This window comes from Oceanobacillus senegalensis (assembly GCF_900176885.1).
Classification (GTDB): Bacteria; Bacillota; Bacilli; order Bacillales; family Amphibacillaceae; genus Oceanobacillus; species Oceanobacillus senegalensis.
Map to the genome: position 1 here is coordinate 2257244 of NZ_LT839648.1, position 25571 is coordinate 2282814.

Below are 25571 nucleotides of genomic sequence, written 5' to 3' on the forward strand. Positions count from 1 at the left end.
CTTTCCCTTTTATGAACGAACATCTAATCCTGTTGCTTCCTGGACCACATCTACCTATTTATCTATAGCTAATGATAAAAATAGATGAGTACGAAAAGAATTTATTAAACTCGAGCTTATTCGTATATTGATGTCATCTAAATATGTAGGAATCACAATAGCTAAGGAAATCAATTTTACAGTAAACGTAAGAAAGTATACTGTCATAAACTAAAAATCAAACAATTAATAATGAAAATAATCCAAAAAAATGGTTCCAATCATCAAACAACGATGATTGGAACCATTTTTAAATTATTTTTAGGCTAGTTATTTCCTTGTTTATTTCCCTTTTCTAGGTATGTAATTAAATATCTCTCCAGATTCAACAACTCTAATGAATTCCATCAACCACAAGTAATAATCTTTGGCATCTTTTAGTTTTTCCAAATCATGTTCCAATTTTTCCCTTAATGCCATGTCTGCGGTTTCATTATACATCTTTTCTAAGATTTCTATCGTTTCGTCCGCCTCTTCAATATTGGTTTCAGTCTGTTTTCTCCAACGAATACCAAATAGAGAGGTAAAGGATTTATACCAATCTTCTTCAGATTGATATAGATCCTTTCTCACTCCTTTCCTAAATGTAGACTCCACCATTTTCATATCTGCTAACGCACGTACACCTGTAGACATACTTGTTTTACTCATTGATAAGGCATCACGCATATCATCTAAGGTCATTGGCTGATCATTAAAATACAAAACACCATATAGCCTACCTATGGAAGGTGTTATCCCGTACAAGTTCATATTTTTAGCAATGACTTGGATAAACTTTTCAATTGTTTCTTCATGTTTTTCCCAGTTTTTAATATCCCTATCTTCCGCCAATGAACGTCGCCTCCACCTACATAGAATTTGAAAATATTGTATCATTAATTGCTTATTTATGCGAATTCAGGTTTAAAGGTTCATGACCCAAGGTAAAATGCAAACTTTTGTGATCTTCTTTTCTTTCAACACCTTCCTTTCCTTTACATAAAAAAACACTGCTTCAGCAGTAATTCAACCTTACACCAGTTACAACATTTATTATTTCAACTGTTCCTGGGCTTGTGATAATCGCAATACATTCATAGAATCAACTGCATTTGTGACCTGATCCTTACACGTAAAAAGAATTACCTGCTGTCGTGTAGATATTTCTTCCATAATTTCTACCATTCGGGTAGTACGTATAGAGTCGAAATGAATAAAGGCATCATCTACAATAAATGGCAAACGATGATGTTCACTCATTGCTTCACTAATTGCTAATCTTAGCGAAATATATAATTGGTCTATAGTTCCTTTTGAAAGTTCATGAACCATATAGCGGACTCCATTTTCCGACTCAACTTGAAAATATTCTTTTTCAGCCGGGGCATATACACGGCTATATTTGTTACCGGTTAATTTACAAAAATATGTAGATGTCTTATCTACTACCCGCGATAAGTAGTTTTCTCTATAAGCACGTTTTGTTTTCAATAAGACCTCTTTTGCTGTTTTTAATACCGCCCATTCCTCCGCTAATTTATTTAGTTCATCTTGTTCCATTTCAAATTGATGCAAACTAGTAGAGTAGGAGTTCGACGATTCCAACAGGGAAAGGGATGCATGGCTATCTGCAAGTTGTTGATTCACTATGTCTAGTTCATTTTCCTTCTGCTGAATGTCTCTTTTTACCACATCAATTTCCCACTCTAGCGTCTTTTCATCTAATTCTTTTTCTATTAATTTCCTCCATTCCCCTTTAGGCAAAATTCTTTCCAACTGTAAAATTGTCCTTTCTAATGCTTCTTTCCATTCCCTTTCCTCTTCTTGACATTTTGCTTTTAAGTAGTATTCTTCTTCATTTGTTACATTTGCAATATGAAATAATCCTTTCATTTCATTTTCATACGCCCTAATTTTTTGGATTACTTCTTCCCGAGAATTGTGATTATCCGTTAATTCCTCAGTATATTGATACAAAGTTCTTTCTAACTCCTGTTGCTTCTTAACTTGGCTTTCCAATAATTCCAATTGTGCTTCAATTTGTTCTGGTACATCCCAACCCCTTTCTTTAAAGAATTGATTCAATTCCGTCTGGTAATGACCTATTTGTTGATGTAAATGTTCAACATTATGGATTACCTCAGAAATTTCTTGATGAAGCTCCAAAAGGTATTTAATTGCATGAAATAATTCCTGCCAATAAGTGATATCGACATTTCTTAAAAATGGATAGTTTTTCCTTTGTATTTCTACTTGTTCATGTAGTTTTTCCTTTTTTACGGCAATAGCTTTTGCACGATCATTATTATGTAATCGAATCTTATCATTATCCTTTAACCGTTCCTCAAGATTACTTAGTTCCGATAATAGTTGATTCTGATACGCAAGTTGTTCCTCTATTTTAGAGATTTCACTCTTTGAAACTATCCGCTCTGCATGAGAACCACTTTCCATACCAATCATGTGATCCATTTCTTTCAGGTGATATTTACCCCACATCCACTGTCCAAAACCGATAACTAAAATAATAACCATTAAATCGAAGAACAGAGAATTATCGGAAAAAATTGCAAGTCCTCCTGCTGCTGCAGCAATTAACATGGAGATAATTAGGAAAACAGTCATTTGTTTTTCCTTTTTTAATCGTTTTTCTCTCCATCCTTTTCGCTGAAGATTTGCCTCCGAATGTAGTTTCTCCAACAAGTATTGTTCTTGATGGTTGGATATTTCTGAGCGAAGCATCTGTACTTCATTTTCTGGCAATAATTGTTCTTCAAGTTCTTGTATCTCATTAAATATATAGTTTCTAGCTTGTTTTAACTGATTTTCTTCTGTCTTTATTTCTTCCCATTCCCTTTTTAGCTGATCCGATTTTTCTTTTAATTGTACCCATAATTTTTCTAAATGAAATGGAAATGACATTTGAGCTAAATGTTCCCTTTTTAACCCTACATTCAAGCGATTTATTTCCGATTCTAATTTGGCCTGTTTTTGGTTTAACGTCGCTTCTACCCGATCCAATTCGTTCTTATATTCTGTATACCGTAGTTTTAATTTTAAAAGTGCTTCTGCTTTTTCGTAAACAGGGCTTTCCATTTGCTGTTCTTTAATCTGTAGTATTTTTTGTTCATATTTTTCTTGATTTTCATTTAAAATAGCTAACTCACTTTTAAAGGGAATAAAGGACTGCTTCAGTTCCTCTAATCGATTCACACCGTTTTCTGGAAAAGTAGAGTCAACTTCATAATTATTTAAACGAGATTGATACATTTCATAATCTTGAAGGAATGGCAGTGCTTGTAGCTGCTTTTCAAGTTCTATCAAATGTTTTTTGTCTTTGGTTAAACTATCCTTTAAATTATTTAATTTGGAATCTAACGCTTCCTCTTCCTCTTTTTTTATGCGGTATGTTCCCTCATTTGCCTTAAACTCCTGCAATGAGGAAAAATGTTTATCTAGCTTTTCCAACTGTTGATTGATTACTGGTTTTCTCCCATAAGGTTTAAATAAATCCCCTAGACGTTGATCTAATTTTTTTTCCACTGCATGTATCTCTGTAGAACCGGATAGGCCAATTCCTAGGAGTATCTCGCCCAAATCCTCTTCCTTCATTTTCGTAATCGTATGTAAATCTAGTGCAGAAAACGAATAGATGGATTGATAGGATTCTATGGTCATACCTTTTAGGCGTTCTTTTAACCAAGATTCATCGTGCTCTGCGCCATCTGGAGTAAAACAACGTGCATTGCCATTCCGAATGGTATCCAAACGTTCAATTATAAAATCACCATCAACATCAGAAATCATTAACCTTCCACCAATCTGTGCTCCTGTTTTAGGTCGATAAAATTCTCGCTGTTTCGGTGGCATTCCAAATAACATGAAGAGGATAAATTGGTGAATGGTAGATTTTCCAGATTCATTTTCTCCATAGATACAAATACTATCTGAAAAATCTATCTCATCGTCAACCCACTTACCAAAACCATAGATAATAGCCCTGCTTAATTTCACTGGATTCCCCCCTTTAGTAAATCAGTTAATATCATTTCTTTTGCTTTTCGTTTGATTCGCTCCTCATCTTCTGGTGTCAATTGCTTCAAATATTTCCTTGCTTGCTTATGATGGTACAATTCCTGTGTAAATTCTTGTATAGTAGCATTATCCAATTGTCTAATCAACTCACCTGCAAAATGGTTACCTTTTTTTAATTCGGCATCGATGGACTTTCCATTTACCTCAACGGTAACACGAAATATGTATTTCCAGATTGGTTCAAATGTTTTTGTTTCATTAATTAACTCTATTAAGTCTGCCACTAGTTTTTCTTGCTCCCACTCTTTTAAAATAGAGTGGTTACTTGTTAAATAAAGGTCAATTAACTGCTTCTCATTTTCTTGTTCCTCTAGTGCTTCTTGAATAATTACCTCCACCTGATGCAAATTATCACATTCTGAAACATCCACTCTTAATCGGGAAATCATAAAAGAGTGTAAAGGAACAAACAACATCGATGTATGATTTTCCCTTAAAACGACATGGTAACAACCTTTTGGTCCGATTTCTTTTCGATTTCTTCCTTGTATATTTCCCGGATAAACAATTGGTGGATTTTCTTTCATGACTTCCCGTTTATGTATATGTCCCAATGCCCAGTAATGGAATGGCTCCCTCTCTAGGTCAGACAATTGAAATGGTGCATACACATCATGCTCTGTATTGCTACGAATGCTGCCGTGCAATGTTGCAATATGAAATGGTATCTCGGGATCTGTTACTCGATATTCTTTTGCTTTTTCTTCCAATACAGCACGATTTTCATAACTAAATCCATAAATATTTGCTAGCGATAGATTATCTTTCATAAATGTAAAATGTGATACATTTTCATCAGGAAAAATATAAACATTTTCTGGATATGTTACAGGAAGAATGTTTCCATTTATATAATCATGGTTTCCATATGAAAGATACACATTTATCCCTTGACGTCCTAATTCTTCAAATGCTCGTCGCAGCCGTATTTGTCCCTTCAAACTCTGCTTTTCATTGTCAAATAAGTCTCCAACCATAAGAACAAAATCTACTTCTTTTTGTATAGCTACTGTAACCAATTTATCCAATGCCAAAAACGTGCTCTCCCGTATTTCTTCAAAAATATGTTCTGGAGTATGTGCAAGCCCTTTAAATGGACTGTCTAAATGTAAGTCCGCTACGTGGATAAAGGATACTTCCTTTGTCATAATGACACCTACTTTTCACCTATTTGTTCGTATTACCCCAATTCTAGCAAATCTATAAACAGAATGCACGTTCTGTTATAAATTTTTCTATAGTAAAAAGAAAAGACCACAGGAGGACTTTTTTGGTAAATTCTACTTTACATATTTATGCATTTATTTTTCAAACAATTTGATTTATAGTAATTTTTAGAATACAATATTAAGTACTTATTAAAAGGAATATAGTTTACGAAAACAGCCGAATAAAAAAGATAAATCTATATTCTAAGGGAGGGGATTATCATGCCAAATTATGTATTAACGGTTTTTGATAAAAGTGGAAAAAAATTGATGGATGAAACATTTTCCGCTGATAATAATGAAGAAGCAAAAACAATAGGACAAAAACTACTAGACGAAAAAGGGTATAGTGAACATACACACCGTTGTGTGTCACCACAAGCAAAATTAGTATTATTCCACCGATAAAAACAAAAGCGACTTCACCATTAGGAAGTCGCCTTTATATGTAAGTATTTTTCTAATTTAGTTATTGTCTATTATCCGGATCGCCATATAATTCCTCTAATGGCTGCGTAATAATTTGACTAATATCATTAATTACTAAGTTTAAGCGTTGTTCCTCTTCCATTAACCTAGAAATTTCAGTATGTTGCTGAACTTGTTCAACAATAGAACGAGCTTTTTCAACCTCTTCTTCTGTAATATCTAAACCTTGCATTTGTTTCTCTTGTAATTGCATTTGTGTATCACGGAAACTGTCAAACATTTCTTTTGCTTGAGGATTATTCATTACTGCCTCATATGCAGATTTTAAGTTTTGGAACTCTTCACTTTCTCGTATTGCTTTCTCTAAATCGTATGCACTGTCATGAATATTGGCCACAACGTTACCTCCTTGATTTCTACTCTAGTCCACTATAACAGACGAGGATATTAATGTATACTAAAAAATGAAATGGATTTCATTTACACACAAAATGTGTATATAAGATGAAAAAGAGATTCATCGGTATAACCTGGTAAATAGATATGGAATGAATGAGAAGGTGTTTAACAATTGGCAAAATTACTATTAGAGAACATCAAAAAAGTCTATAACAAAAATGTTATCGCAGTTGATAAATTTAACCTACATATACAAGAAGGAGAGTTCATTGTATTAGTCGGACCTTCAGGATGCGGAAAATCTACTACATTACGGATGATCGCAGGACTGGAGGAAATTACCGATGGTGAATTATATATTGATGATGTAAGAATGAATCATGTTTCTGCTAAAGATCGTGACATTGCAATGGTTTTTCAAAATTATGCTTTATACCCTCATATGACTGTCTATGATAACCTCGCTTTTGGATTAAGACTAAGAAAAATAAGTCAGCATCAAATAGATCTACAGGTCCAACAAACCGCTGCCATCCTAAATATAGAATCACTTTTGAACCGAAAGCCCAAAGCTCTTTCTGGTGGACAACGTCAGCGTGTCGCTCTTGGTCGAGCCATTGTTCGAAATCCAAGGGTATATTTAATGGATGAGCCATTATCTAATTTAGATGCCAAATTACGCATTCAAATGCGTGCTGAAATTCAAAAACTACATGAACGTCTTCAAACAACCACTATTTACGTTACCCATGATCAAACAGAAGCGATGACCATGGCATCAAGGCTTGTAGTAATGAAAGACGGGGTTATTCAGCAAATCGGAAAACCAAAAGATGTTTATGATTATCCGGAGAATATCTTTGTTGCGGGATTTATTGGTTCTCCTTCCATGAACTTCATGAAGGGCAAAATTATGAATAATTTTTTCCAAACAAATCATGACCTCATAGAACTTCCTAGACCCATTATTCATTCCTTACATGAAAAAGGATATGGCAATAAGGAAGTTATTTTGGGTATACGCCCTGAAGATATCGTACAAAATATAGCGTCAACTGGTAATTCATACTCCACTACTATCAATAAAGTAGAATTATTGGGGGGATTTTCCAACATTTATTTTAAATTGGGGGACCAAGAATTTATTGCTATCATGGATTCTGCATTAAATAAAAGAGCTGGAGATAACATTAAATTAACCTTCAATATGGGTAAACTACATTTTTTTGATTCCAATACAAAATCACGTATTAAAATGAAATAAGGTTTCTTTTGAAAAATAGACTAAATCAGAGGGAAGCCTTTTAAGACTTCCCTCATATCCATCATTTATTTTATTGTTGTGTGCCATTTAATTGTTGTTGTGCTGTTCTTACTAATCGTTTTGTGATTTCCCCACCTACAGAACCGTTAGCACGAGAAGTTGTGTCTGCTCCTAAGTTCACACCGAATTCAGAAGCAATTTCTATTTTCATTTGATCTAGTGCTTGTGCCACTCCAGGAACTAGTAATTGATTGGAATTGTTACTATTATTATTTGCCATCATTTATTACCTCCTCTTTGTGGTATATTTCTATTGTTTATCGATACTCTCCATTTTATAAGCCTATTTCATAGGAAAATATTTCACCTATGGATAATTTTTCAATTAAGAATAAGTATTTTTTCTTACAAAACAATGTATTAAATACGAAAAAGTAGGCTACTCTTATAACGTATAATAAAAAGAGGGAAGTCCTATAAGACCTCCCTTGTAACCATCATTTATTTTATTGTTGTGTGCCATTTAATTGTTGTTGTGCTGTTCTTACTAATCGTTTTGTAATTTCTCCACCTACAGAACCGTTAGCACGGGAAGTTGTGTCTGCTCCTAAATTCACACCAAATTCAGATGCGATTTCTACCTTCATTTGATCTAGTGCTTGTGCTACACCAGGGACTAGTAATTGGTTGGAATTGTTACTATTATTGTTTGCCATTATTTATTACCTCCTTTTGTGGTGTATTCCTATTGTCTGTCGATATCGGAAATCCTATAACAAAATTTCATTTGTAAAATATATCATTTTTGGATATACTTTCTAATTACTTTTAATCAATAATGAGTCACTGAACAATGTACCATATTAAAAAGAGAGAAGCCTTTTGAGCTCCCCTCTTATCCATAGATTATATTATTGTTGTGTGCCGTTTAATTGTTGTTGCGCAGTACGTACTAATCGTTTTGTGATTTCCCCACCTACAGAACCGTTAGCACGAGAAGTTGTGTCTGCTCCTAAGTTTACACCAAATTCAGATGCGATTTCTACTTTCATTTGGTCTAAAGCTTGAGATACGCCAGGAACTAGCAATTGGTTTGAATTGTTGCTGTTGTTATTTGCCATGTTGTTTCACCTCCTTGTTGTGTTGTACTTCTATTGTCTGTTGATATCGTAAAACTTATAACAAAATTCTACTGGTAAAATGTAGATGTTGTCCCAATTCTTCCTAATTACAATGAAAACCCCGTCACACTAACGTGTAACGAGGTTTTTTGTTTTTTTATTTTAAGATTAAATGATCGCTTATTTCGGATAGGTCATTTCTTCCGGTTTCACATATTCATCAAATTCCTCAGCAGTTAGTAGACCTAATTCAACTGCTGTTTCTTTTAATGTCGAGTTATCAGCAAATGCTTTTTTCGCTATTTTCGCTGCATTTTCGTATCCGATATGTGGATTTAATGCTGTAACAAGCATTAATGAATCATTTAAGTTTTTCTCAATTTGCTCTTGATTAGGCTCAATACCCTTCGCACAGCGCTCATCAAAGGATAGGATACTATCCGCTAGTAATTGACAAGATTGTAGGAAGTTATAAGCAATAACTGGTTTAAATACGTTTAATTCAAAGTTACCTTGACTTGCCGCAAATCCAATTGTCGCATCATTCCCCATTACCTGAGCAGCAACCATTGTTACAGCTTCACTTTGAGTTGGGTTCACTTTACCTGGCATGATAGAACTTCCCGGTTCATTTGCTGGTATGGTAATTTCTCCAATTCCGCAACGTGGACCGCTTGCTAACCAACGAACATCATTAGCAATTTTCATTAAATCTGCTGCTAGTCCTTTTAAAGCACCATGAGCATAAACGGATTCATCATGACTCGTTAATGAATGAAATTTATTTGGCGCAGATACAAACTCTTTTCCAGTAAATTCACTAATTGCTTCACATACACGTTCAGAGAATTCCGGATGTGCATTTAATCCCGTCCCAACAGCGGTTCCACCAATTGCCAATTCTTTTACATGGTGTACACTTTCCTTAATCATTGTTTCTGATTTTTCTAGCATACGATGCCAGCCACTAATTTCTTGCCCTAAGGTTAATGGTGTCGCATCTTGGAGGTGAGTACGTCCGATTTTTACAATATCAGAAAACGCATCCATTTTTGTTTTTAATGTATTCTTCAACGTTTCCACTGAAGGTAAAACATAATCCTCTAATTTTAATACAAAAGCAATGTGCATAGCTGTTGGATATGTATCATTAGAGCTTTGAGATTTATTCACATCATCATTAGGATGAAGCTTTAAATCACTATTTTGTTCCTCCAAATATTGATTACCAACATAAGCAATTACTTCGTTCACATTCATATTAGACTGTGTACCACTACCTGTTTGCCATACAACAAGTGGAAAATGTTCATCTACTTTTCCTTCAATGATTTGATCCGCAGCAAATGCAATAGCTTCTGCTTTTTTGTTTTCTAGTAGCCCTAAATCACTATTTGCTTTAGCAGCGCTTTTCTTTAAAATAGCAAAAGCTTTGACAACTTCTTGTGGCATCAGTTCTTCGCCGATTGGAAAGTTTTGCTTACTTCTTTGAGTTTGTGCCCCCCAGTATTTATCTGCAGGTACATTGATTTCCCCTAATGTATCTCTTTCTACACGAAATTCCATCCTGATTTCCTCCCTATGTCATCATATTTACTCCTATATTGTAACAAATTTCATAAATAATAGAATACAAAATACTTATTCAAGAGGAAAATTCCTAAAAGAGATTGTTTTATAAAGTGAATCTTCAATCAGTCGGGGGGTCTTTCTTCCCACCCGAAACGATTCGTTTTACCTCCATTTTTGAGGTAGGGCTATGTTTGCCCCTTAACCTGCGATAAAAATAATTATTAAAATACCCAGTTTTGTTCAATTTAATTTCACCATTTCTCTTCGTATTTCCTATATAATAGATAGTAAAATAAAAAATAGGGCGGAAAACGGATTATAAATAATCTTGATAAGTACTTAGATTATTTTTTAATAAAGCAAGGGGGATTTCATTGTGCCTAATGTATGGACACATATACTTTTTTGCGAGGAAGTCGTGGATGCAGTAAATCAACCATTTCTAACAACTGAAAATGAATCCTTTTTAAAACTAGGTGCTCAAGGACCGGATCCTTTTTACTATATCAATTTTTGGCCTTGGAAAAAAAATAAAGCTTTAGCCGATGCAGGGAAAGTTATGCATACGGAAAAATGCGGAAACTTCCTCATGGACTTACTTACAGAGGCCAAAACCAAGAAGAGGTCTGTACAAGCATTCGTTGTAGGTTTTTTAACTCATCATATTTTAGACAGAAATACACATCCTTACATCCATTATCATGCTGGATATGAAGGTAGGAATCATCAAAAGTTAGAAGTCACTATTGATACTTTGATGATGGAAAAGTATCATCATATTAAAACATGGAAAACACAAGTATATAAAGAAATTGATATTGGTAGAAATTTAAATACTGAAATCCTAGAATTATTACACAAAACGATGAACAAACATTATCCAAGACTAAAAAGTACTACATATTACATTAATAAAGCATATAAAGATATGATGCTTGCTTTAAAGCTTTTATCTGATCCATATGGATGGAAACACATTGTTTTAAACTCCTTCGTTACACCATATTCACATCAACCTATTAAGGATGAGAAAGATTATTTAAATTTAAATCATCGAACATGGTATCATTCCGCAACGAAGGAATCTTCAAATTTAAGCTTTATTGACTTATACAATCAAAGTCGTATAGAGGCCATTGAAATATTAACCGAGCTTGGTCACTTTTGGGAAAATAATCATAACGAGGTATATGCCAAACAAAGGCTTGAAGAATTGATTGGCAATATTTCCTATGATACTGGCAAGCCACTATCCATTCATACCCAAAACCAATATTGTGATCCTATTGTTTAACATGTTTGTTTTGTGGTATAGAATGTATGCCATTTGGGGCGGGAAGACGAATCATCATTAATTCCCGCCTTTTTTTATTTTCCATGCCATTTAGTTCGTATTTCATTTTACAATGGAAGGAAAATGCGAAGGAACAGAATTTATTTATTAAATCTTAGCTTCCTGAATCCCTTTTTCAATATCCACATAGCGTAAAATAACCATTCCTGCGACGAAAAATACGATAAGGGATAATATACCGAACCTCCCATTTCCAGTCACTTGTCCAATAAACGCAAATGCAAATGGACCCATTACTGCTGCAAATTTGGATGATATGCCATAAAAACCAAAGAACTCAGCTTGTTTATTATCCGGTACCATACTACCAAAAATAGACCTACTTATTGCTTGTGCTCCACCTTGAACCATCCCTACACAAATAGCTAATATGAAAAAGTGAAGAGCAGAACTCATATAGTAGCCGATGATAACGATACCTAAATACGTAAATAACGTCACATAAAGGGCTTTTTTAGCAGTTATCTTTGTCGCTAACCACCCAAAGCAAAAAGTAAAAGGTATTCCTACAAATTGAGTAATAAGTAAAGCAACGATTAAATCATTACTATTAATTCCGATTGAACTTCCATATACCGTTGCCATCCTAATAATTGTTGAAATTCCATCATTATATAACCAGAATGCAAATAAAAAAATCATTAATTGTTTATAACGTCTTATATCTTTTATAGTATTTTTAATTCTTATAAAGCCAATTATTGCGTATGGTTTATCTCTTTTACCAACATTCTTTTTTTCTTCTTTTACATTTTTGATTAAAGGGATAGAAAAGATAAACCACCATAATCCAACTGTAACAAATGAAATTTGGGTTGCTATGGTTGTGCTAGCAATTCCAAACCATCCTGGATTTAAGATCAATACTATATTTATGAGAAGTAAAATTCCTCCACCGATATAACCGTAGGCAAACCCGCTAGATGACACTTTATCCATTTCATTTCTATCAGCGATTTCTGGTAAAATTGAATCATAAAAAACATTAGCACCGGAAAATCCGATTGAGCCAACAATAAATAAAACCGATGCCAATAAATAGTCACCCTCACCGACAAAAGCTAAAAAAATACTTGCAATGATTCCCATAAATGCAAAAAACTGAAGAAATTTCTTCTTTGCTGAAGTGAAATCACTAATTGCACCTAATAATGGAGCCAATACCGCAACAATTAATACGGCTATCGATTGTGAATAGCCCCAATAGCTTGTTGCTGTCGTCTCATCCAATCCTGCTGCCGCAACGGTAGAATAATACACGGGGAAAACGGCAGCCATGATGATGGTAGCAAATGCTGAATTCCCAAAATCATACAACATCCAGCTTCGTTGTATTTTCTTTTTCTCTTTATTGTTCAATCCTTCACCCCCATTCCACCATAGAGTATATCAAAAGCACCTGTTACTATTATGTATATTTAAAATTTTTTACAGAAAGTATAAAAACAATAAAATAAGCCTAAAATCTATAAAAGCTCCACCCATTAACAGGCGGAGCTTCATCTAAAATTTATGATTCCCATACATATTCTTGATAGCTTTGACTATAAGTAATAAAATCCTCTTTATTACCTTTTTCCAAAGAATAGTGGATATTATCTAATAATTTTTGTTTATTCCAATTAAAGCATATTTCATCTAAAATTAATTGAGCTTGGAAACTGAATTCATAAGGGATTTCTTTTCTTGCATAAAATGCTGTACCTTCATAACGACAAAAACGATAAACTACTTTATGTTTTTTCATATGAGATTTCCCCCTTTAGTTCCTTTTAACCATTATCCTAAATTTTCAAAAAAAACGCAACTCATTTGAACCTAAAATACTCTATGATTTTTATAAAGTTTTATAAACATTTACCCTTTTACGTTTTTCTAGACCTTATGATTTTTATTTGATAGACTATGATAGCTATACAGTTACTTTGCTATGATTGGGAAACTGGAGGATATTCAATGGATTATTCGGATAACTTGAAACAGGGTGAAAAAGGGGCTTGGATTAGCATTGTCTCCTATATTTCTTTATCCATAATCAAGCTTTTCATCGCCCATTATGGAAATTCGGATGCACTACATGCGGACGGACTTAATAATGTAACAGACGTCATTGCTTCAGTTGCCGTCTTGGTTGGGTTAAAGTTATCAAGAAAACCTCCTGATAAGGATCATCCTTATGGGCATTATCGTGTTGAGACAATCGCATCCTTATTTGCTGCATTTGTCATGATGTATATTGGTATACAGGTTATTTTAGATACCCTACAAAAGATAATGAATGCAGAAGCTTCCGAGCCTCCTGAGCTATTAACAGCTTGGACTGCGTTAGGTGCAGCAATTATTATGTTTTTTGTGTACCGTTACAATGTTAAACTAGCAAGAAAAATTGAAAGTAGTTCATTAAATGCTGCTGCACAAGATAATAAATCCGATGCTCTCGTAAGTATTGGCGCTTTCGTAGGTATAATCGGTGCACAATTTGGTCTATTTTGGTTAGATCCTTTAGCCGCCTTTATTGTAGGTATAATCATTTGTAAGACGGCATGGGATATCTTTAGAGATGCTACATTAACACTGACAGATGGATTTGAGGAATCTAAGCTATTAGAAATTAAATCAAGCATTGGAAAAGTTGATGAAGTGAAAAAGGTTGTTGACGTAAAAGGACGCGTACATGGGAACCAAGCCCTCCTTGAAGTAACTATTCTAGTAGACCCGCATTTGAATGTAGAACAAAGCCATCGGATTACAGAAAACATAGAGAAATATTTATATAACAAATATAGGATTAATCATGCACACATTCATATAGAGCCATTTAAAGATTAAAGTCTACAAAAAAGACAGCGAGCGTAATCATAAAAACTTTCGTTAGCTGTCTTTTTATTTTTTAAAGCAGGTTTCAGGTCTTAAGAGGATTATTTGTCTTCATAAGCACTATAAAGTGATTCTTCCACCAGTGAGGATTTTCTTTCTTCCCCACCTAAAATGATTCCTCCATTTTTGAGGTGGGGTATTACTGCCTCCTAACCTTCGATAAAAAAATCCCTAGGAAAATTTATTTACTAGTTATTATCCTTACTCTAAAAAACTCACAACGTCATCAGGTATACTGTAATAATTGCTCCAATTACGACTAAGACAACATTTAAACCGAATAACGCGAGTAAAATAGCGACAATTCCACCAATCAGCCCAACAATAGGTTGGTCTGGTACGACTGATAAAATTCCTGGGAAAATAAGTGCCCCTAATGCTGCATAGGGAATAGCGTTTAACCACCGATGCACCCAGGGCCAAAGCGGTAGCTTATCGACGACAAATGCAGGGATAATTCTCGGGATCATTGTTACTAAAGACATTCCTATTATAATAAGTAAAATGGTCATTTTTCATTCTCCTTCAACAAATAAACTCCTCCGAATCCTCCAAGAATAGTGCCGACAACAATTGCCCATCCTGAACTCAACCCAATCTGAACACATAAAAAATTAATTAACATTGCGACAACAGCAATTAATGCTACTTTTACATTTTTCTTTACGGACGGTATAAGTAATCCAATAAACATAGCATATAATGCAATTCCCATGCTTTGGCTCAATCTTTCTGGAATCACCTCGCCTAATACTCCACCCAACAAGGATCCTATTACCCATGAAAGATATGCTACTATAGTAATTCCTACATAATAATAGGCACCATTTTTTTGTTTTGCTTCACCACTGTGAATGGAAGAAACTGCAAACGTTTCATCCGTTAGACCAGAGGCAAGTGGTAACTTAAATTTAAAGGCAACCCCTCTTAATTGATTCATAAACGAAAGACTCATAACAAAATGACGAAAGTTCAATACAAAGGTTGCGATGACAATTTCCACTACACCTGCTCCAAGTGCAATCATATTTGCCCCCATAAATTGGGATGCACCAGCAAAAACTAGTATACTCATTAGGGTGAGTTCCCATATTGAAAGTCCTGCTTGTCTTGCAAGTACACCATATGTAAGTGCAACCGGGATATATCCAAGCATAATAGGAACACCAGTAATGATTCCTCGTTTAAACATATGTATACGCTGCGATTCATATTGCTCTAGCACCGGTTTTAGCCCCGCTCCAGTTCCCATATTATTCTCCCCTCTAACATTTTTTAAATTGCAATAATTATAACGGATATTCATATGTTTTAGAAGATATATTCTTTGGAAAAATCATCTATTGACAAAACATGAACGATAAATGTATATTCAATACTATCATACAATTACATAATATAAATCCAAGAATGAACAGTAGATTATATTCAAGCAGCAATTAGAGACAAAGTGATTGGTGAAAACTTTGGCAGTATATAATTGAAATACACATTCTATAGAAAAGCGGAACCAGACGGTTAGTAACATCCGCTTTATATGCAGGGATTATAACAATACAAGTGGATGGAAGTCATACTTTTATCAATCAGGGTGGTACCGCGGAGTGAAGCTTCGTCCCTTTTGGGGATGGGCTTTTTTTATTTATCTAGAAGTCGTACGTACCATATCTTCTAAGAAAAAACATCGGGGAGGTTCTTTTTATGTTTCCAATTCAACCAAAACATCTTCCATCATGGATGGAATCATTCTTCTTTTTTCTATTCATTATTAGTCTCATTAGTTTTTTTATTATCGTGATAGGAACGAAGCCACATATCCCCATTCTGATAGGGATTTTCTTACTTATTGCGTTTGGATTCCTCAAGAAGATCTCTTATAAGGATTTGGAAGAAGCAATGGTTGCTGGTGCAAAATCTGGTATGGGAGCAATTTTCTTATTTTTCCTTATTGGTATTTTAATTAGTAGTTGGATGATTAGTGGGACGATTCCCGCTTTGATTCATACAGGTTTCTTCTTAATAGGAGAATCATGGTTTTTTGCAATTGTTTTTGCTGTAACAGCAATTATTGGAGTGTCTCTGGGGAGTTCCTTGACCACTACCGCCACAATCGGTGTAGCTTTTATTGGAATGGCAAATGCCATGGACATATCATTAGCGATTACAGCTGGAGCAATCGTGTCCGGTGCCTTTTTTGGAGATAAAATGTCACCTTTATCAGATACAACAAACCTTTCTTCTACTATTGTTGGAGTGGACTTATTTGATCATATTAAACATATTAGTTTAACTACTGTACCAGCTTTTCTTCTCTCATTTATTATTTTTGTACTATTATCACCAGAAAAAACAGCTAATATGGCCAATATCCAAAATTACCAAGAAGCATTGGTTTCCTCCAATCTTATTTACTGGACATCCTGGATACCTCTAATCATTCTTATTTTCTGTACCGTTTTTCGGGTTCCAGCATTTATTGCCTTAACGATTAGTAGTTTAGTTGCAACATTCTTGGCATGGTTCATTAACTCCTTTACCTGGTCAGAAATCTGGTCTATTTGGTTTAATGGCTATACCGGTACAACGGGATTTGAACCTGTGAATGAACTACTGACGAAAGGTGGCATAAACAGTATGCTATTTACGATATCCTTAGTTATCTTAGCATTAAGCTTTGGTGGATTGTTGTTTGTAACTGGAATTATTCCAAGTTTACTTGGAGCTATTCAGGATAAAGTTAAGAGCATTCGAGCAACCATTGTTTCTACAGCTATTACCGCTATAGGGGTAAATGTTTCCATTGGGGAGCAGTATTTATCCATTTTATTAACTGGAGAAACTTTTAAGGGAATGTATCAAAAAGCAGGACTTTCCAAAAAGGCATTATCGAGAACATTAGAAGATGCTGGAACTGTTATCAATCCACTAGTCCCTTGGAGTGTTTGTGGTGTATTTATTGCTGATGTCCTTGGGGTTTCAGTATTAGCATATCTGCCATTTGCTTTCTTTTGCCTGCTTAGCCCAATTATAACTATTTTATTTGGCGGAAAATCCATTGGAGCAAAACAAAAATAATAAGACAAAAAAACGGCTTCACTAGCACTTACCGTGGAGAAAAAGACAAATCACATAACTAATAGCATACAATTATATTTAAATGCAAAGAGACTGGGACATTAGTATTTTCTCGGCAATATTCGAACATGATTAATGCATAAAACTACCTTGAAACATTGTTCGTTTTGGAGTTAAGCACTCAAGCTATGTCCCAGCACCTTTGTGATTTGAATTACGTCCTATGTTTATTGTTTCTTTTTGTTATCATTAATGCGGAGGATAACTTTCTCGATTCTAAAGTCTCCTACTTCTATAACTTCAAAATGAAAGTTTTTATAGTTTATAACTGGACGTTCTTCTTTGGTAGGTATATATCCAATTTGATCAATAAGAAATCCACTTACTGTGTCAAAGTCATCTGAAGGAAATTCTGTATCCAATGCATCTTCAAGCTTCCAAAGGTTAAATGTTCCGTCAATTTCATATTCGTTTGGTTTAATTTGTTTCATTTCTTCTTCATTCACTTCAGATTTAATGCTTTCACTAAAAATTTCTCCAACGATTTCTTCGATTACATCCTCAATAGTAACTAGCCCCTCCGTTCCACCATATTCATCTAAAACAATAGCAATATGAATGTTTTTTTGCTGCATATTCGTGAGTAATACATCGATACTAAACGTTTCCAAAACAAAATGCGGTTCACGAATAATATCTTTTAAATGAAAGGATTGTCGTTCATTTTTTATATAATGAAACATGTCTTTTACATGAAGGATACCAACAATGTTGTCCATATCACCTTCAAATACAGGGAACCTAGTATATCCAAATTCATTAACCATATTTAATGTCTCATCTAAACTAGCATCAATGGACAGGACTGACATATCTGTTCGATGTGTAATAATATCTGTTACATCTTTATCATTAAATTCAAATATGTTATTAATCATTAATTTCTCCGTATCCTTAATGTTTCCACGTTCTTCACCAATATCAATCATCATTCTAATTTCATCTTCAGTCGCTTCTTCATTCTGTGCATTTGGATCCACTCCAAACAAACGAACTACCGTGTTGGTAGAAAATGTTAGTAATTTAACGATTGGTAATGTTAATTTAAATAATAGTGTTAATGGTTTGACGGCAATATTAGCGATAAATTCAGCTTTCTGCAATGCAATCTGTTTTGGAACAAGTTCTCCAAACACTAATGTAAAATAGGATAAAGTGATGGTAATCACAATAACTGAGATGGTTTTCAACACATCAAGGGAAAGAGGAACCCCTAACTCATAGACGGCATTAGCAAGTGGTCCCGCAAAGAAGTCAGCAGCAAAAGCACTTGCTAAAAAACCGGCCAATGTTATACCAATTTGAATAGTACTTAAAAACCGACTGGGCTCTGATATCAAGTTATACAGCATTATCGCTTTTTTATCCCCGGTATCGGCCATTTTTTTAATTTTATTATCGTTGAGTCCGATTAATGCAATTTCAGATGCTGCAAAAAATGCATTAAGTATAATCAGGATGATTAGTATTAATATAGCAACTGTCAAAAATATTCCCTCCAAAATGGCTTCGCTAATATGAGGCTGGGATATAATTAATGTATGTAACTCAAAAGACGAACAATACACGGATTAAGTAGGCTCCTTTAAAAAAGGAAACCACTTTTTCTGCGTGTGTTTCGCTGTTAAAACGTTCCTATTCCTACGAGATACGAAGCCTAAGTGACACGTAGTGCAACGAAGGCTAAGAACGCCACGTCCTGGGACTGCGGTTACTCACCCATCGAAAACCTTTTTTGGTAACGCTTTCTCGGCCAACATCATAATCCTAAGTTGGTTCTACAGCCGCCCTATGCTGCGTAAAGTATATTTCCGAGACGGCTTTTCGCACCAACTTAGTTTTGTTTTGAAAAAATACTTTTGCCTCTGCCCCATCTTCTGTTATTTATAGTTTACCAAAATAATGAAATTATTTACGTTAGGAGGATTTATGGTGCATAAGTTAACTGCTAGCGGACCCTTCTAAAAAAGATTAGTCCATAGTAACACCCAAGCAAATTAATAGACCTATACTCAAAACAGTAAAGGTCTTGCTAAAACGATATCCTTGCAAGCAGAATCGGGAGTAAATACACTTCAAAATGAGATTCTACTGTACGGCTACTTCCCTTCAGGAGAATATTTATATATTAACTTACGTATAACCTGTCAACATCCAATTCGACAATTATTTTTATTCACTAAAGTAATAATTAATCTGGTAAAACCACTGGACAAAATCAATCATTTATTTAAAACAGCCGCTAATTTTTCTAGCCCCTCTAGTAGTCTTGGGGATGGTCGGCAGAAGAGGGACTCCTCTAACACATGAATGTTACCTTCTTGTATGGCCTTCATATTTTCCTTCCAGCCTGGGCGTTTTATCACTAATTCTGGATTCATCTTTTCTTCTTTTACCCCTACCCATACCATACATATATGATCCGGATTACGAGTTTTCACATCCTCCCAATCCGTTCGAAAGCTTGCAACCTCTTCAGATGCAAAGATGTTTTCTCCACCTGCTAGTTCGCTTATTTCCGTTAACCAATTGAGTCCTCCTGGTGTAAAAATAGGTTTTGGCCACCATTCCCAATATAAAGTTGGTTTATTGTTTATTCCTTGCGATTGTTGTCGATAATTTTTTACTTTAGATCGAAATTCGTCTGATTTAATTTGTCCTAGCTCTCTAAATCCAATTGCCTCCCCAACGATTTGAATATCATCAGCAATCTCTTCTAGTGAATTAGGATTTAAAACAATGTAAGGCAAATTCCTTTCTTTTAGTGCTTCGATATTCTTCTCCATCCCCGGAACACTTAACGAAGCAATAACGAGGTCTGGATTTAAATCTGCCACCTTATCCATATCAATGGATAAATCAGGTCCAACTCTAGGTAAATCTTTTACAGATAACGGCCAATCTGAATAGTTATCAACGCCAACTAATAAATCTGTTTTCCCTAAGTAACCAAGAACCTCCGTATTACTAGGACAAATTGAAACAACTCTCAAAAAACCTCTCTCCCCTCATATATGTAAATAATTGTAATTAAACTGTCTTATATGCTTAATTTTAAAATGCAAAATAACTTCACACGAAATTTGGAGCTTTCTACTGCAACGTGATTATATACATTACCCCTATTTAAAAATAACTAATTTTCAGTCGTCTATTACTATAATAAAGCTCTTAGAATTAACCCTAATTTGAATTTCTAAGAGCTTTGATTTTATTATTCTTTGTCTTGGTCAGTTATTATATGTGGGCCATCCTTGGTAATCACAAGGGTATGTTCATACTGAGCAGAACGTCCTTGGTCAACCGTTCTAGCTGTCCAGTTATTAGAGTCCATTTTACTTTGCCATGCTCCCTCATTAATCATCGGTTCAATCGTAATGACCATTCCCTCTTTCAAGCGTAACCCTTTATTGGGTAATCCAAAGTGGGGAATATGTGGATCTTCATGAAGGGTTGGTCCAATTCCATGTCCTGTAAAGTCACGAACAACAGAAAAGCCTTCTCCTTCTGCATAAGTCTGGATAGCATGACCAATATCCCCAATACGATTACCTACTTTAGCTTGCTCAATCCCCTTATAAAGGGATTCTTTAGTTACTTCCATTAATCGTTTCCCTTTTTCATCTACATTTCCTACAGCATAGGTCCAAGCAGAATCCGCGAGTCCGCCATCTAAATTTACGACCATATCAATGGTGACTATATCCCCATCCTGCAATTTCTCTTCACGTGGGAAACCATGGCAGATTTCATCATTAATCGAAGCACAAATAGCATAAGGATAGCCACTATATCCTTTCTGCTCTGGAGTTGCTCCATGCTTCACTAAAAAATCTTCCACAAATGAATCTATTTCCAATGTTGTTATACCTGGTTTGATCATTTTTGCAATTTCTTTGTGGGTTTGGACAAGCAGATCACCTGCTGCCTGCATTTTTTCAATCTCACGTTTACTTTTTCTAGTAATCAATAGCCTCTTCCTTTCTCTAGCTAAAAATGAATATTCTATATACAATACAGGTAATTATCTCGTAAAATAGTATTAACCTTATAAATTTTATCATATTCCATTCCATCCTGCAGTGCAATTGTTTTAAAGGGGAACGACAATCTTTAAAGGAGGTTTACAATGATTAACATACAGAATGTGTCTAAATTTTATTCGAACAAACGAGTTATCGATAACCTAAATCTTTCTATTCCAAAAGGGAAAATTATTGGTTTTATTGGGCCTAATGGTGCAGGTAAATCAACGACCATAAAAATGATGACCGGTATCCTCCCTATTGATGAAGGTAGCATAACACTAAATGGTTATGACATAGAGAAACAGCCAATAGAAGCCAAAAGATGTTTTGGACTTGTTCCAGATCGCCCTGATATGTTCCTGAGGCTAAAAGGAATCGAGTATCTAAACTTTATTGGGGATATCTTTAACATTCCATCTGAAATACGACAGGAACGCATTGAAAAAATAACGAAACAATTTTCCATATATGAAGCTTTACATGACTATATTCAAACCTATTCACATGGGATGAGGCAAAAAATTATTGTAACAGGTGTATTACTTCACGACCCTCCCATTTGGATATTGGATGAGCCGCTAACAGGACTTGACCCCAAATCATCATTTATTTTAAAAGAAATGATGCGCGAAAATAAACAAAGAGGTAACACTGTTTTCTTTTCCAGTCATGGTTTAGAGGTAGTTGAACAATTAGTAGATGAGATAGCTATCATTAACCATGGGGAATTATTATTTTACGGAAGTTTAAAAGAATTAAGTGAACAATACCCATCCTATGACTCTTTGGAAAAAGTATTTTTGGAGTTGACAAACGATGCTTAAAACAATGCTACTAGCTAAAACGATGTTAAAAATGCAATATCGGAACCCAGATCGTAAGGCTTCTCATACCATATTGTATATTATTGCCTTCTTATTCTTATTACCAATACTTATTATATACATGGATGTCTTACGTAGCCTAGTATACAGCCTATATACAACCTTTGAACCAATGGGGCAAGAATCAATTGTCTTGGGGTTGTTATTTTTAAGCTTACATTTTCTATTATTCTTTATAAGCATTATCACTGTCTTAGGTACATTTTATTTTGCAGAGGACATGGAATCATTTATTCCATTTCCTTTCCAGCCTTATCAACTATTAGTAAGTAAAGCGGTAAATCCTTTTATCTATCTTTATATCACAACAGGTGCTTTATACATACCCTTTTTCTATTTCTATGGGAACATAAGTGAAGCATCCTTCCTGTTTTATGTATATGGATGTATTAGTCTCCTATTTCTACCCATTGTTCCTTTTTCACTTGCTGCAGTGCTTGTTATGTTTATCATGCGATTTGTCAATATCGCTAAAAATAAAGACCGGTCAAAACTGATAGCTGGGATTTCAAGCTTTTTATTTATTATTGGGATAAATGTGTTTGTACGCATAAATACAGATAATGAAGCTATGATGGAAAACACGCTATCATTCGTTCAAGAACAAGATGGTTTATTAATGTGGTTGACGGGATTCTACCCACCTGCATATTTGAATACAAAAGTTCTTACTGAGGCCAGCTCCTGGGTAGGAATTCTCACCCTATTATTATACGTAATGGTTTGCTTCATAGCCTTCGCACTGTTTATTTGGCTTGGTCAACTACTTTATCTAAAAGGGGCATTAGGTATAAATACTGGCAATAAAAAATCAGTTTCAAATAAAAATATGAGTAAGAACCTGAAGCTAAAACCAATTTGGTTCACTTACATGAAAAAAGAATTACGAATTATATTTCGAACACCAACGTTTCTTATGCAATGTGTTATTCAAAGTTTATTTGGGCCGTTTTTTATCATGATTATTTTTATGCTTGATTTTGGTAGTACTTCCCTGTTTAGTTTATCGGAAAGTTTTACCGATAAACAAATTTTGCTTATTTTATTTCTTGCAACTATATTTAGTGTTGGAGCAAACCCAACATCCTATACTTCTATATCACGGGAAGGTAAAAATTGGTCAAGTAATTTATTTTTACCGCTACATCCAAGACAAATATTAACAAGTAAAATAGCTGTGTCCACTATTATTGACTTTCTGACAATAGGAATTTTAGCTATTATCATTATCTACCTAAATGTCTCTTTAGAAATTATTTTACTATGGTTGTTTCTCAGTATCACTGGTAGCTGGTATACAAGTACACTCGGTGTTTATTTGGATTTTATAGAACCCAAGTTAAACTGGACAGATGAACAGGAACTATTTAGAATGCGTTTGATAGGATTTCTGTCTCTTATATTTACTGCAGGAGTTTTCGGTATGATTGGTCTTATTCTCTGGAACATTCATTTCATTCAAGAAATCTATCTCCTTGCAGTAATATTGATACTCTGTATAGGAATAGCAACAGGTATTGTACAGGGCTTACTAGAAAGAAAGCAAAGAGAGAAGCATCAGCAGTATATTTAAGGGTGTTTTGTAAAGGATTGTTGTTATGCACAAAATAGATAGAATGCGGTAGTAATGTTGTTTACGTTGATTTCCGCTCCGGGTAGAGCGGTTATGCACGAAAATAGCGGAGGAAATATACGGAGACTCCAGTGGGAGCAGAGGCCTAGGTGAAACCCCGGAGTGCGTAGCACGAGGAGGGCTCAGCAGCCGCCCACGGAAAGCGCAGTGTATTTCCGCAGCGGTATTTTTGCTCAAATGACAGCTTATTGCACATCATCTTTCTACTGCGACACAAAATATATACCAAAACAGCCTAATTAAAAAAATGCAGTGGAGCTCTCCACTGCATTTTCCTTATTTACTAATATCCTCCATAACCGCCTGTGTATGCAGTACCAATGATAATTAATAAAATAAATAGTACGACTAACAGTGCAAAACCTGAGCCGTAACCTACTCCACCTTCTTTACCCATAACCTTCCCCCTCCTTATTTCAAGCTAATTTACTATATTCAAAAAGCTGGAAAATGGGAGGGTATTTACCTAAGTTTTTATAGAAAGTGTTTAAAAAGAAAGATAAAAAGAACGATCGGCTAAGGTCTACGCCCCGGGACTGCGATTACTCGTCCCACCGAAAACATTTGTAAAGAGCGCCGACACTAGCACATCCTTTGCGTCGAAAGTTCGGTGCGGCATAGCTTTGAGCACTGGAATGTACATGAATAGTACATGAGACGCGGAAAAGTAAGCCAACGAGTTTCCACAGGATATGGTGACTTCGGAGTCGTCACAGAACGTACGTTACTTAGTCGAAGGTCCCTTGATACGGGTGTCAATTTTTACCTGACTTTTTGAATAACCTCTTATAGATAATTTTTCACGTTATAGACCTTACCGTTACCAACATCCTCATCATTTAAAATATCAATCAACACACTTGCAACAGTTTTTGGTGGGTTTAGCTGACTGTTTTCTTTCAGATCTTGATAACGTTCTACATCGGAAAATTGCTCCTTCGTACTGGAACGAATGGTTTCCTGCATTTCTGTATCCATAACACCTGGATTAAAGGCAATAACCTTATTGCCTGTCTCTAACTCCTCTTGTTCCAATGCAACTGTTTTAGTATACATATTCATACTAGCTTTCGTAGAACAGTATGCACTCCATCCATAAATTGGACGCTCAGCTGCTCCTGAAGTAACCATTACAGCAATGGCGGGAACATCCATAGCATTTGCCTCATTTAAAAATAAGTTCGTTAACAACATAGGTGCAACCATGTTAATCTGAACATGACGAACAAGATCCTCGCTTTTTATATTCATCGCTTGATTAATTGGTTTAACTGCTGCAGCATTATTCACTAAAAAAACATTCGTTAATTCCTTTTCCGAGGCAATAAAATCCTTCATATTGTTAAACGTATTTTGTACTTCATTTGGGTCACTTAAATCGCAACGAAAATGTTTATAAAGCTGATTATTTTTTTCAGCAATAACTGGTAATTGATGGTTTTCACTTCTAGAAATACCTATAACACTCACACCTGATTCTAAAAACAATGTTGCAATTCCTTCACCAAGTCCCTTAGATTCACCTGTTACAATGGCGAATTTTGTCATTTC

General features: G+C 34.9%; 24 protein-coding genes and 1 other annotated feature. Of the genes, 7 read left to right on the top strand and 17 right to left on the bottom strand.

Features of this window, described 5'->3' with window-relative positions:
- Nucleotides 1-321 precede the first annotated feature (321 nt).
- The 3 genes from CAO17_RS10980 to CAO17_RS10990 all read right to left on the bottom strand — a co-directional run bounded on the left by CAO17_RS10980 (nt 322) and on the right by CAO17_RS10990 (nt 5264).
- On the bottom strand, nt 322-873 hold the full coding sequence (locus tag CAO17_RS10980) for a GbsR/MarR family transcriptional regulator (RefSeq protein ID WP_085992801.1): 552 nt from the start codon (nt 871-873) through the stop codon (nt 322-324).
- A 201-nt stretch (nt 874-1074) separates the two neighbouring features.
- Entirely contained in the window at nt 1075-4035 is a 2961-nt protein-coding gene (locus tag CAO17_RS10985) for an ATP-binding protein (protein ID WP_085992802.1), read from the bottom strand.
- Nucleotides 4032-5264 (bottom strand): metallophosphoesterase family protein, encoded by a 1233-nt coding sequence (locus CAO17_RS10990; RefSeq protein WP_085992803.1) that lies wholly within the window; start codon nt 5262-5264, stop codon nt 4032-4034. Before CAO17_RS10990 ends, CAO17_RS10985 begins: the two co-directional genes overlap by 4 nt.
- 282 nt (nt 5265-5546) lie before the next feature.
- On the opposite strand from CAO17_RS10990, the gene CAO17_RS10995 reads away from it, so the two are divergent.
- Nucleotides 5547-5732, top strand: a complete 186-nt coding sequence (locus tag CAO17_RS10995; RefSeq protein ID WP_085992804.1) for a YhzD family protein — start codon at nt 5547-5549, stop codon at nt 5730-5732.
- Nucleotides 5733-5793: 61 nt separating this feature from the next.
- On the opposite strand, the gene CAO17_RS11000 is transcribed toward CAO17_RS10995, so the two are convergent.
- Entirely contained in the window at nt 5794-6150 is a 357-nt protein-coding gene (locus CAO17_RS11000) for a YlbF/YmcA family competence regulator (RefSeq protein ID WP_085992805.1), read from the bottom strand.
- 174 nt (nt 6151-6324) lie between these two features.
- Between CAO17_RS11000 and CAO17_RS11005 the strand changes: the two genes are divergently transcribed.
- Complete coding sequence (locus tag CAO17_RS11005) at nt 6325-7416, top strand: ABC transporter ATP-binding protein (RefSeq protein WP_085992806.1); 1092 nt, start codon at nt 6325-6327, stop codon at nt 7414-7416.
- Nucleotides 7417-7486: 70 nt separating this feature from the next.
- Here the strand turns inward: CAO17_RS11005 and CAO17_RS11010 are convergent, their stop codons facing one another.
- The 4 genes from CAO17_RS11010 to fumC all read right to left on the bottom strand — a co-directional run bounded on the left by CAO17_RS11010 (nt 7487) and on the right by fumC (nt 10103).
- Nucleotides 7487-7696, bottom strand: a complete 210-nt coding sequence (locus CAO17_RS11010) for an alpha/beta-type small acid-soluble spore protein (RefSeq protein WP_085994463.1) — start codon at nt 7694-7696, stop codon at nt 7487-7489.
- A 226-nt stretch (nt 7697-7922) separates the two neighbouring features.
- Nucleotides 7923-8132, bottom strand: coding sequence for an alpha/beta-type small acid-soluble spore protein (locus tag CAO17_RS11015; protein ID WP_085992807.1), 210 nt, complete (start codon nt 8130-8132; stop codon nt 7923-7925).
- A gap of 195 nt (nt 8133-8327) precedes the next feature.
- Nucleotides 8328-8537 carry an alpha/beta-type small acid-soluble spore protein gene (locus tag CAO17_RS11020; RefSeq protein ID WP_085992808.1) on the bottom strand — a complete coding sequence of 70 codons (210 nt, stop codon included), beginning with the start codon at nt 8535-8537 and terminating at the stop codon, nt 8328-8330.
- Between the two features lie 180 nt (nt 8538-8717).
- The gene (gene fumC / locus CAO17_RS11025; protein WP_085992809.1) at nt 8718-10103 is read right to left on the bottom strand and encodes a class II fumarate hydratase; all 1386 of its coding nucleotides are present in this window, start codon (nt 10101-10103) and stop codon (nt 8718-8720) included.
- A gap of 382 nt (nt 10104-10485) precedes the next feature.
- On the opposite strand from fumC, the gene CAO17_RS11030 reads away from it, so the two are divergent.
- The gene (locus CAO17_RS11030; RefSeq protein ID WP_085992810.1) at nt 10486-11403 is read left to right on the top strand and encodes a zinc dependent phospholipase C family protein; all 918 of its coding nucleotides are present in this window, start codon (nt 10486-10488) and stop codon (nt 11401-11403) included.
- Between the two features lie 147 nt (nt 11404-11550).
- Here the strand turns inward: CAO17_RS11030 and CAO17_RS11035 are convergent, their stop codons facing one another.
- Together CAO17_RS11035 and CAO17_RS11040 are read right to left on the bottom strand one after the other, a co-directional pair.
- Nucleotides 11551-12783, bottom strand: a complete 1233-nt coding sequence (locus tag CAO17_RS11035; RefSeq protein ID WP_483869932.1) for an MFS transporter — start codon at nt 12781-12783, stop codon at nt 11551-11553.
- A gap of 190 nt (nt 12784-12973) precedes the next feature.
- Nucleotides 12974-13210 carry a hypothetical protein gene (locus CAO17_RS11040; protein WP_085992812.1) on the bottom strand — a complete coding sequence of 79 codons (237 nt, stop codon included), beginning with the start codon at nt 13208-13210 and terminating at the stop codon, nt 12974-12976.
- Between the two features lie 209 nt (nt 13211-13419).
- Here CAO17_RS11040 and CAO17_RS11045 point away from each other — a divergent pair, with 209 nt between their 5' ends.
- The gene (locus tag CAO17_RS11045; protein ID WP_085992813.1) at nt 13420-14292 is read left to right on the top strand and encodes a cation diffusion facilitator family transporter; all 873 of its coding nucleotides are present in this window, start codon (nt 13420-13422) and stop codon (nt 14290-14292) included.
- Between the two features lie 263 nt (nt 14293-14555).
- Here the strand turns inward: CAO17_RS11045 and CAO17_RS11050 are convergent, their stop codons facing one another.
- Nucleotides 14556-14852 carry an AzlD domain-containing protein gene (locus tag CAO17_RS11050; protein ID WP_085992814.1) on the bottom strand — a complete coding sequence of 99 codons (297 nt, stop codon included), beginning with the start codon at nt 14850-14852 and terminating at the stop codon, nt 14556-14558.
- Nucleotides 14849-15592, bottom strand: a complete 744-nt coding sequence (locus CAO17_RS11055) for an AzlC family ABC transporter permease (RefSeq protein ID WP_085992815.1) — start codon at nt 15590-15592, stop codon at nt 14849-14851. The genes CAO17_RS11050 and CAO17_RS11055 overlap by 4 nt, the downstream gene beginning before the upstream one ends.
- A gap of 141 nt (nt 15593-15733) precedes the next feature.
- Nucleotides 15734-15963 (top strand) — a binding site (T-box leader).
- Between the two features lie 78 nt (nt 15964-16041).
- Here CAO17_RS11055 and nhaC point away from each other — a divergent pair.
- The gene (nhaC, locus tag CAO17_RS11060) at nt 16042-17415 is read left to right on the top strand and encodes a Na+/H+ antiporter NhaC (RefSeq protein ID WP_085992816.1); all 1374 of its coding nucleotides are present in this window, start codon (nt 16042-16044) and stop codon (nt 17413-17415) included.
- A gap of 227 nt (nt 17416-17642) precedes the next feature.
- On the opposite strand, the gene CAO17_RS11065 is transcribed toward nhaC, so the two are convergent.
- From CAO17_RS11065 to map, 3 genes are all read right to left on the bottom strand, one after another.
- Nucleotides 17643-18962, bottom strand: coding sequence for a hemolysin family protein (locus CAO17_RS11065; RefSeq protein ID WP_085992817.1), 1320 nt, complete (start codon nt 18960-18962; stop codon nt 17643-17645).
- Between the two features lie 735 nt (nt 18963-19697).
- A complete protein-coding gene (locus tag CAO17_RS11070) occupies nt 19698-20468 on the bottom strand; it encodes a cobalamin-binding protein (protein ID WP_085992818.1) in 771 nt (256 codons plus the stop codon).
- Nucleotides 20469-20689: 221 nt separating this feature from the next.
- The gene (gene map / locus CAO17_RS11075; protein WP_085992819.1) at nt 20690-21445 is read right to left on the bottom strand and encodes a type I methionyl aminopeptidase; all 756 of its coding nucleotides are present in this window, start codon (nt 21443-21445) and stop codon (nt 20690-20692) included.
- Nucleotides 21446-21604: 159 nt separating this feature from the next.
- On the opposite strand from map, the gene CAO17_RS11080 reads away from it, so the two are divergent.
- Together CAO17_RS11080 and CAO17_RS11085 are read left to right on the top strand one after the other, a co-directional pair.
- Complete coding sequence (locus CAO17_RS11080; protein ID WP_085992820.1) at nt 21605-22327, top strand: ABC transporter ATP-binding protein; 723 nt, start codon at nt 21605-21607, stop codon at nt 22325-22327.
- Nucleotides 22320-23960 carry a putative ABC transporter permease subunit gene (locus tag CAO17_RS11085; protein ID WP_085992821.1) on the top strand — a complete coding sequence of 547 codons (1641 nt, stop codon included), beginning with the start codon at nt 22320-22322 and terminating at the stop codon, nt 23958-23960. Before CAO17_RS11080 ends, CAO17_RS11085 begins: the two co-directional genes overlap by 8 nt.
- A 343-nt stretch (nt 23961-24303) precedes the next feature.
- Here the strand turns inward: CAO17_RS11085 and CAO17_RS11090 are convergent, their stop codons facing one another.
- Together CAO17_RS11090 and CAO17_RS11095 are read right to left on the bottom strand one after the other, a co-directional pair.
- On the bottom strand, nt 24304-24417 hold the full coding sequence (locus tag CAO17_RS11090; RefSeq protein WP_085992822.1) for a YjcZ family sporulation protein: 114 nt from the start codon (nt 24415-24417) through the stop codon (nt 24304-24306).
- 389 nt (nt 24418-24806) lie between these two features.
- The gene (locus CAO17_RS11095) at nt 24807-25568 is read right to left on the bottom strand and encodes a (S)-benzoin forming benzil reductase (protein ID WP_085992823.1); all 762 of its coding nucleotides are present in this window, start codon (nt 25566-25568) and stop codon (nt 24807-24809) included.
- Nucleotides 25569-25571: the final 3 nt, after the last annotated feature.

Excerpts from the sequence above, each read along its gene's own strand:
- CAO17_RS10990 (WP_085992803.1), bottom strand. The coding sequence starts at position 5,264 with ATGACAAAGGAAGTATCCTTTATCCACGTAGCGGACTTACATTTAGAC.
- CAO17_RS10995 (WP_085992804.1), top strand. The coding sequence starts at position 5,547 with ATGCCAAATTATGTATTAACGGTTTTTGATAAAAGTGGAAAAAAATTG.
- CAO17_RS11010 (WP_085994463.1), bottom strand. The coding sequence starts at position 7,696 with ATGGCAAATAATAATAGTAACAATTCCAATCAATTACTAGTTCCTGGA.
- CAO17_RS11015 (WP_085992807.1), bottom strand. The coding sequence starts at position 8,132 with ATGGCAAACAATAATAGTAACAATTCCAACCAATTACTAGTCCCTGGT.
- CAO17_RS11020 (WP_085992808.1), bottom strand. The coding sequence starts at position 8,537 with ATGGCAAATAACAACAGCAACAATTCAAACCAATTGCTAGTTCCTGGC.
- fumC (WP_085992809.1), bottom strand. The coding sequence starts at position 10,103 with ATGGAATTTCGTGTAGAAAGAGATACATTAGGGGAAATCAATGTACCT.
- CAO17_RS11035 (WP_483869932.1), bottom strand. The coding sequence starts at position 12,783 with ATGTTGTATGATTTTGGGAATTCAGCATTTGCTACCATCATCATGGCT.
- CAO17_RS11040 (WP_085992812.1), bottom strand. The coding sequence starts at position 13,210 with ATGAAAAAACATAAAGTAGTTTATCGTTTTTGTCGTTATGAAGGTACA.
- CAO17_RS11045 (WP_085992813.1), top strand. The coding sequence starts at position 13,420 with ATGGATTATTCGGATAACTTGAAACAGGGTGAAAAAGGGGCTTGGATT.
- CAO17_RS11050 (WP_085992814.1), bottom strand. The coding sequence starts at position 14,852 with ATGACCATTTTACTTATTATAATAGGAATGTCTTTAGTAACAATGATC.
- CAO17_RS11055 (WP_085992815.1), bottom strand. The coding sequence starts at position 15,592 with ATGGGAACTGGAGCGGGGCTAAAACCGGTGCTAGAGCAATATGAATCG.
- nhaC (WP_085992816.1), top strand. The coding sequence starts at position 16,042 with ATGTTTCCAATTCAACCAAAACATCTTCCATCATGGATGGAATCATTC.
- CAO17_RS11080 (WP_085992820.1), top strand. The coding sequence starts at position 21,605 with ATGATTAACATACAGAATGTGTCTAAATTTTATTCGAACAAACGAGTT.
- CAO17_RS11085 (WP_085992821.1), top strand. The coding sequence starts at position 22,320 with ATGCTTAAAACAATGCTACTAGCTAAAACGATGTTAAAAATGCAATAT.
- CAO17_RS11090 (WP_085992822.1), bottom strand. The coding sequence starts at position 24,417 with ATGGGTAAAGAAGGTGGAGTAGGTTACGGCTCAGGTTTTGCACTGTTA.
- CAO17_RS11095 (WP_085992823.1), bottom strand. The coding sequence starts at position 25,568 with ATGACAAAATTCGCCATTGTAACAGGTGAATCTAAGGGACTTGGTGAA.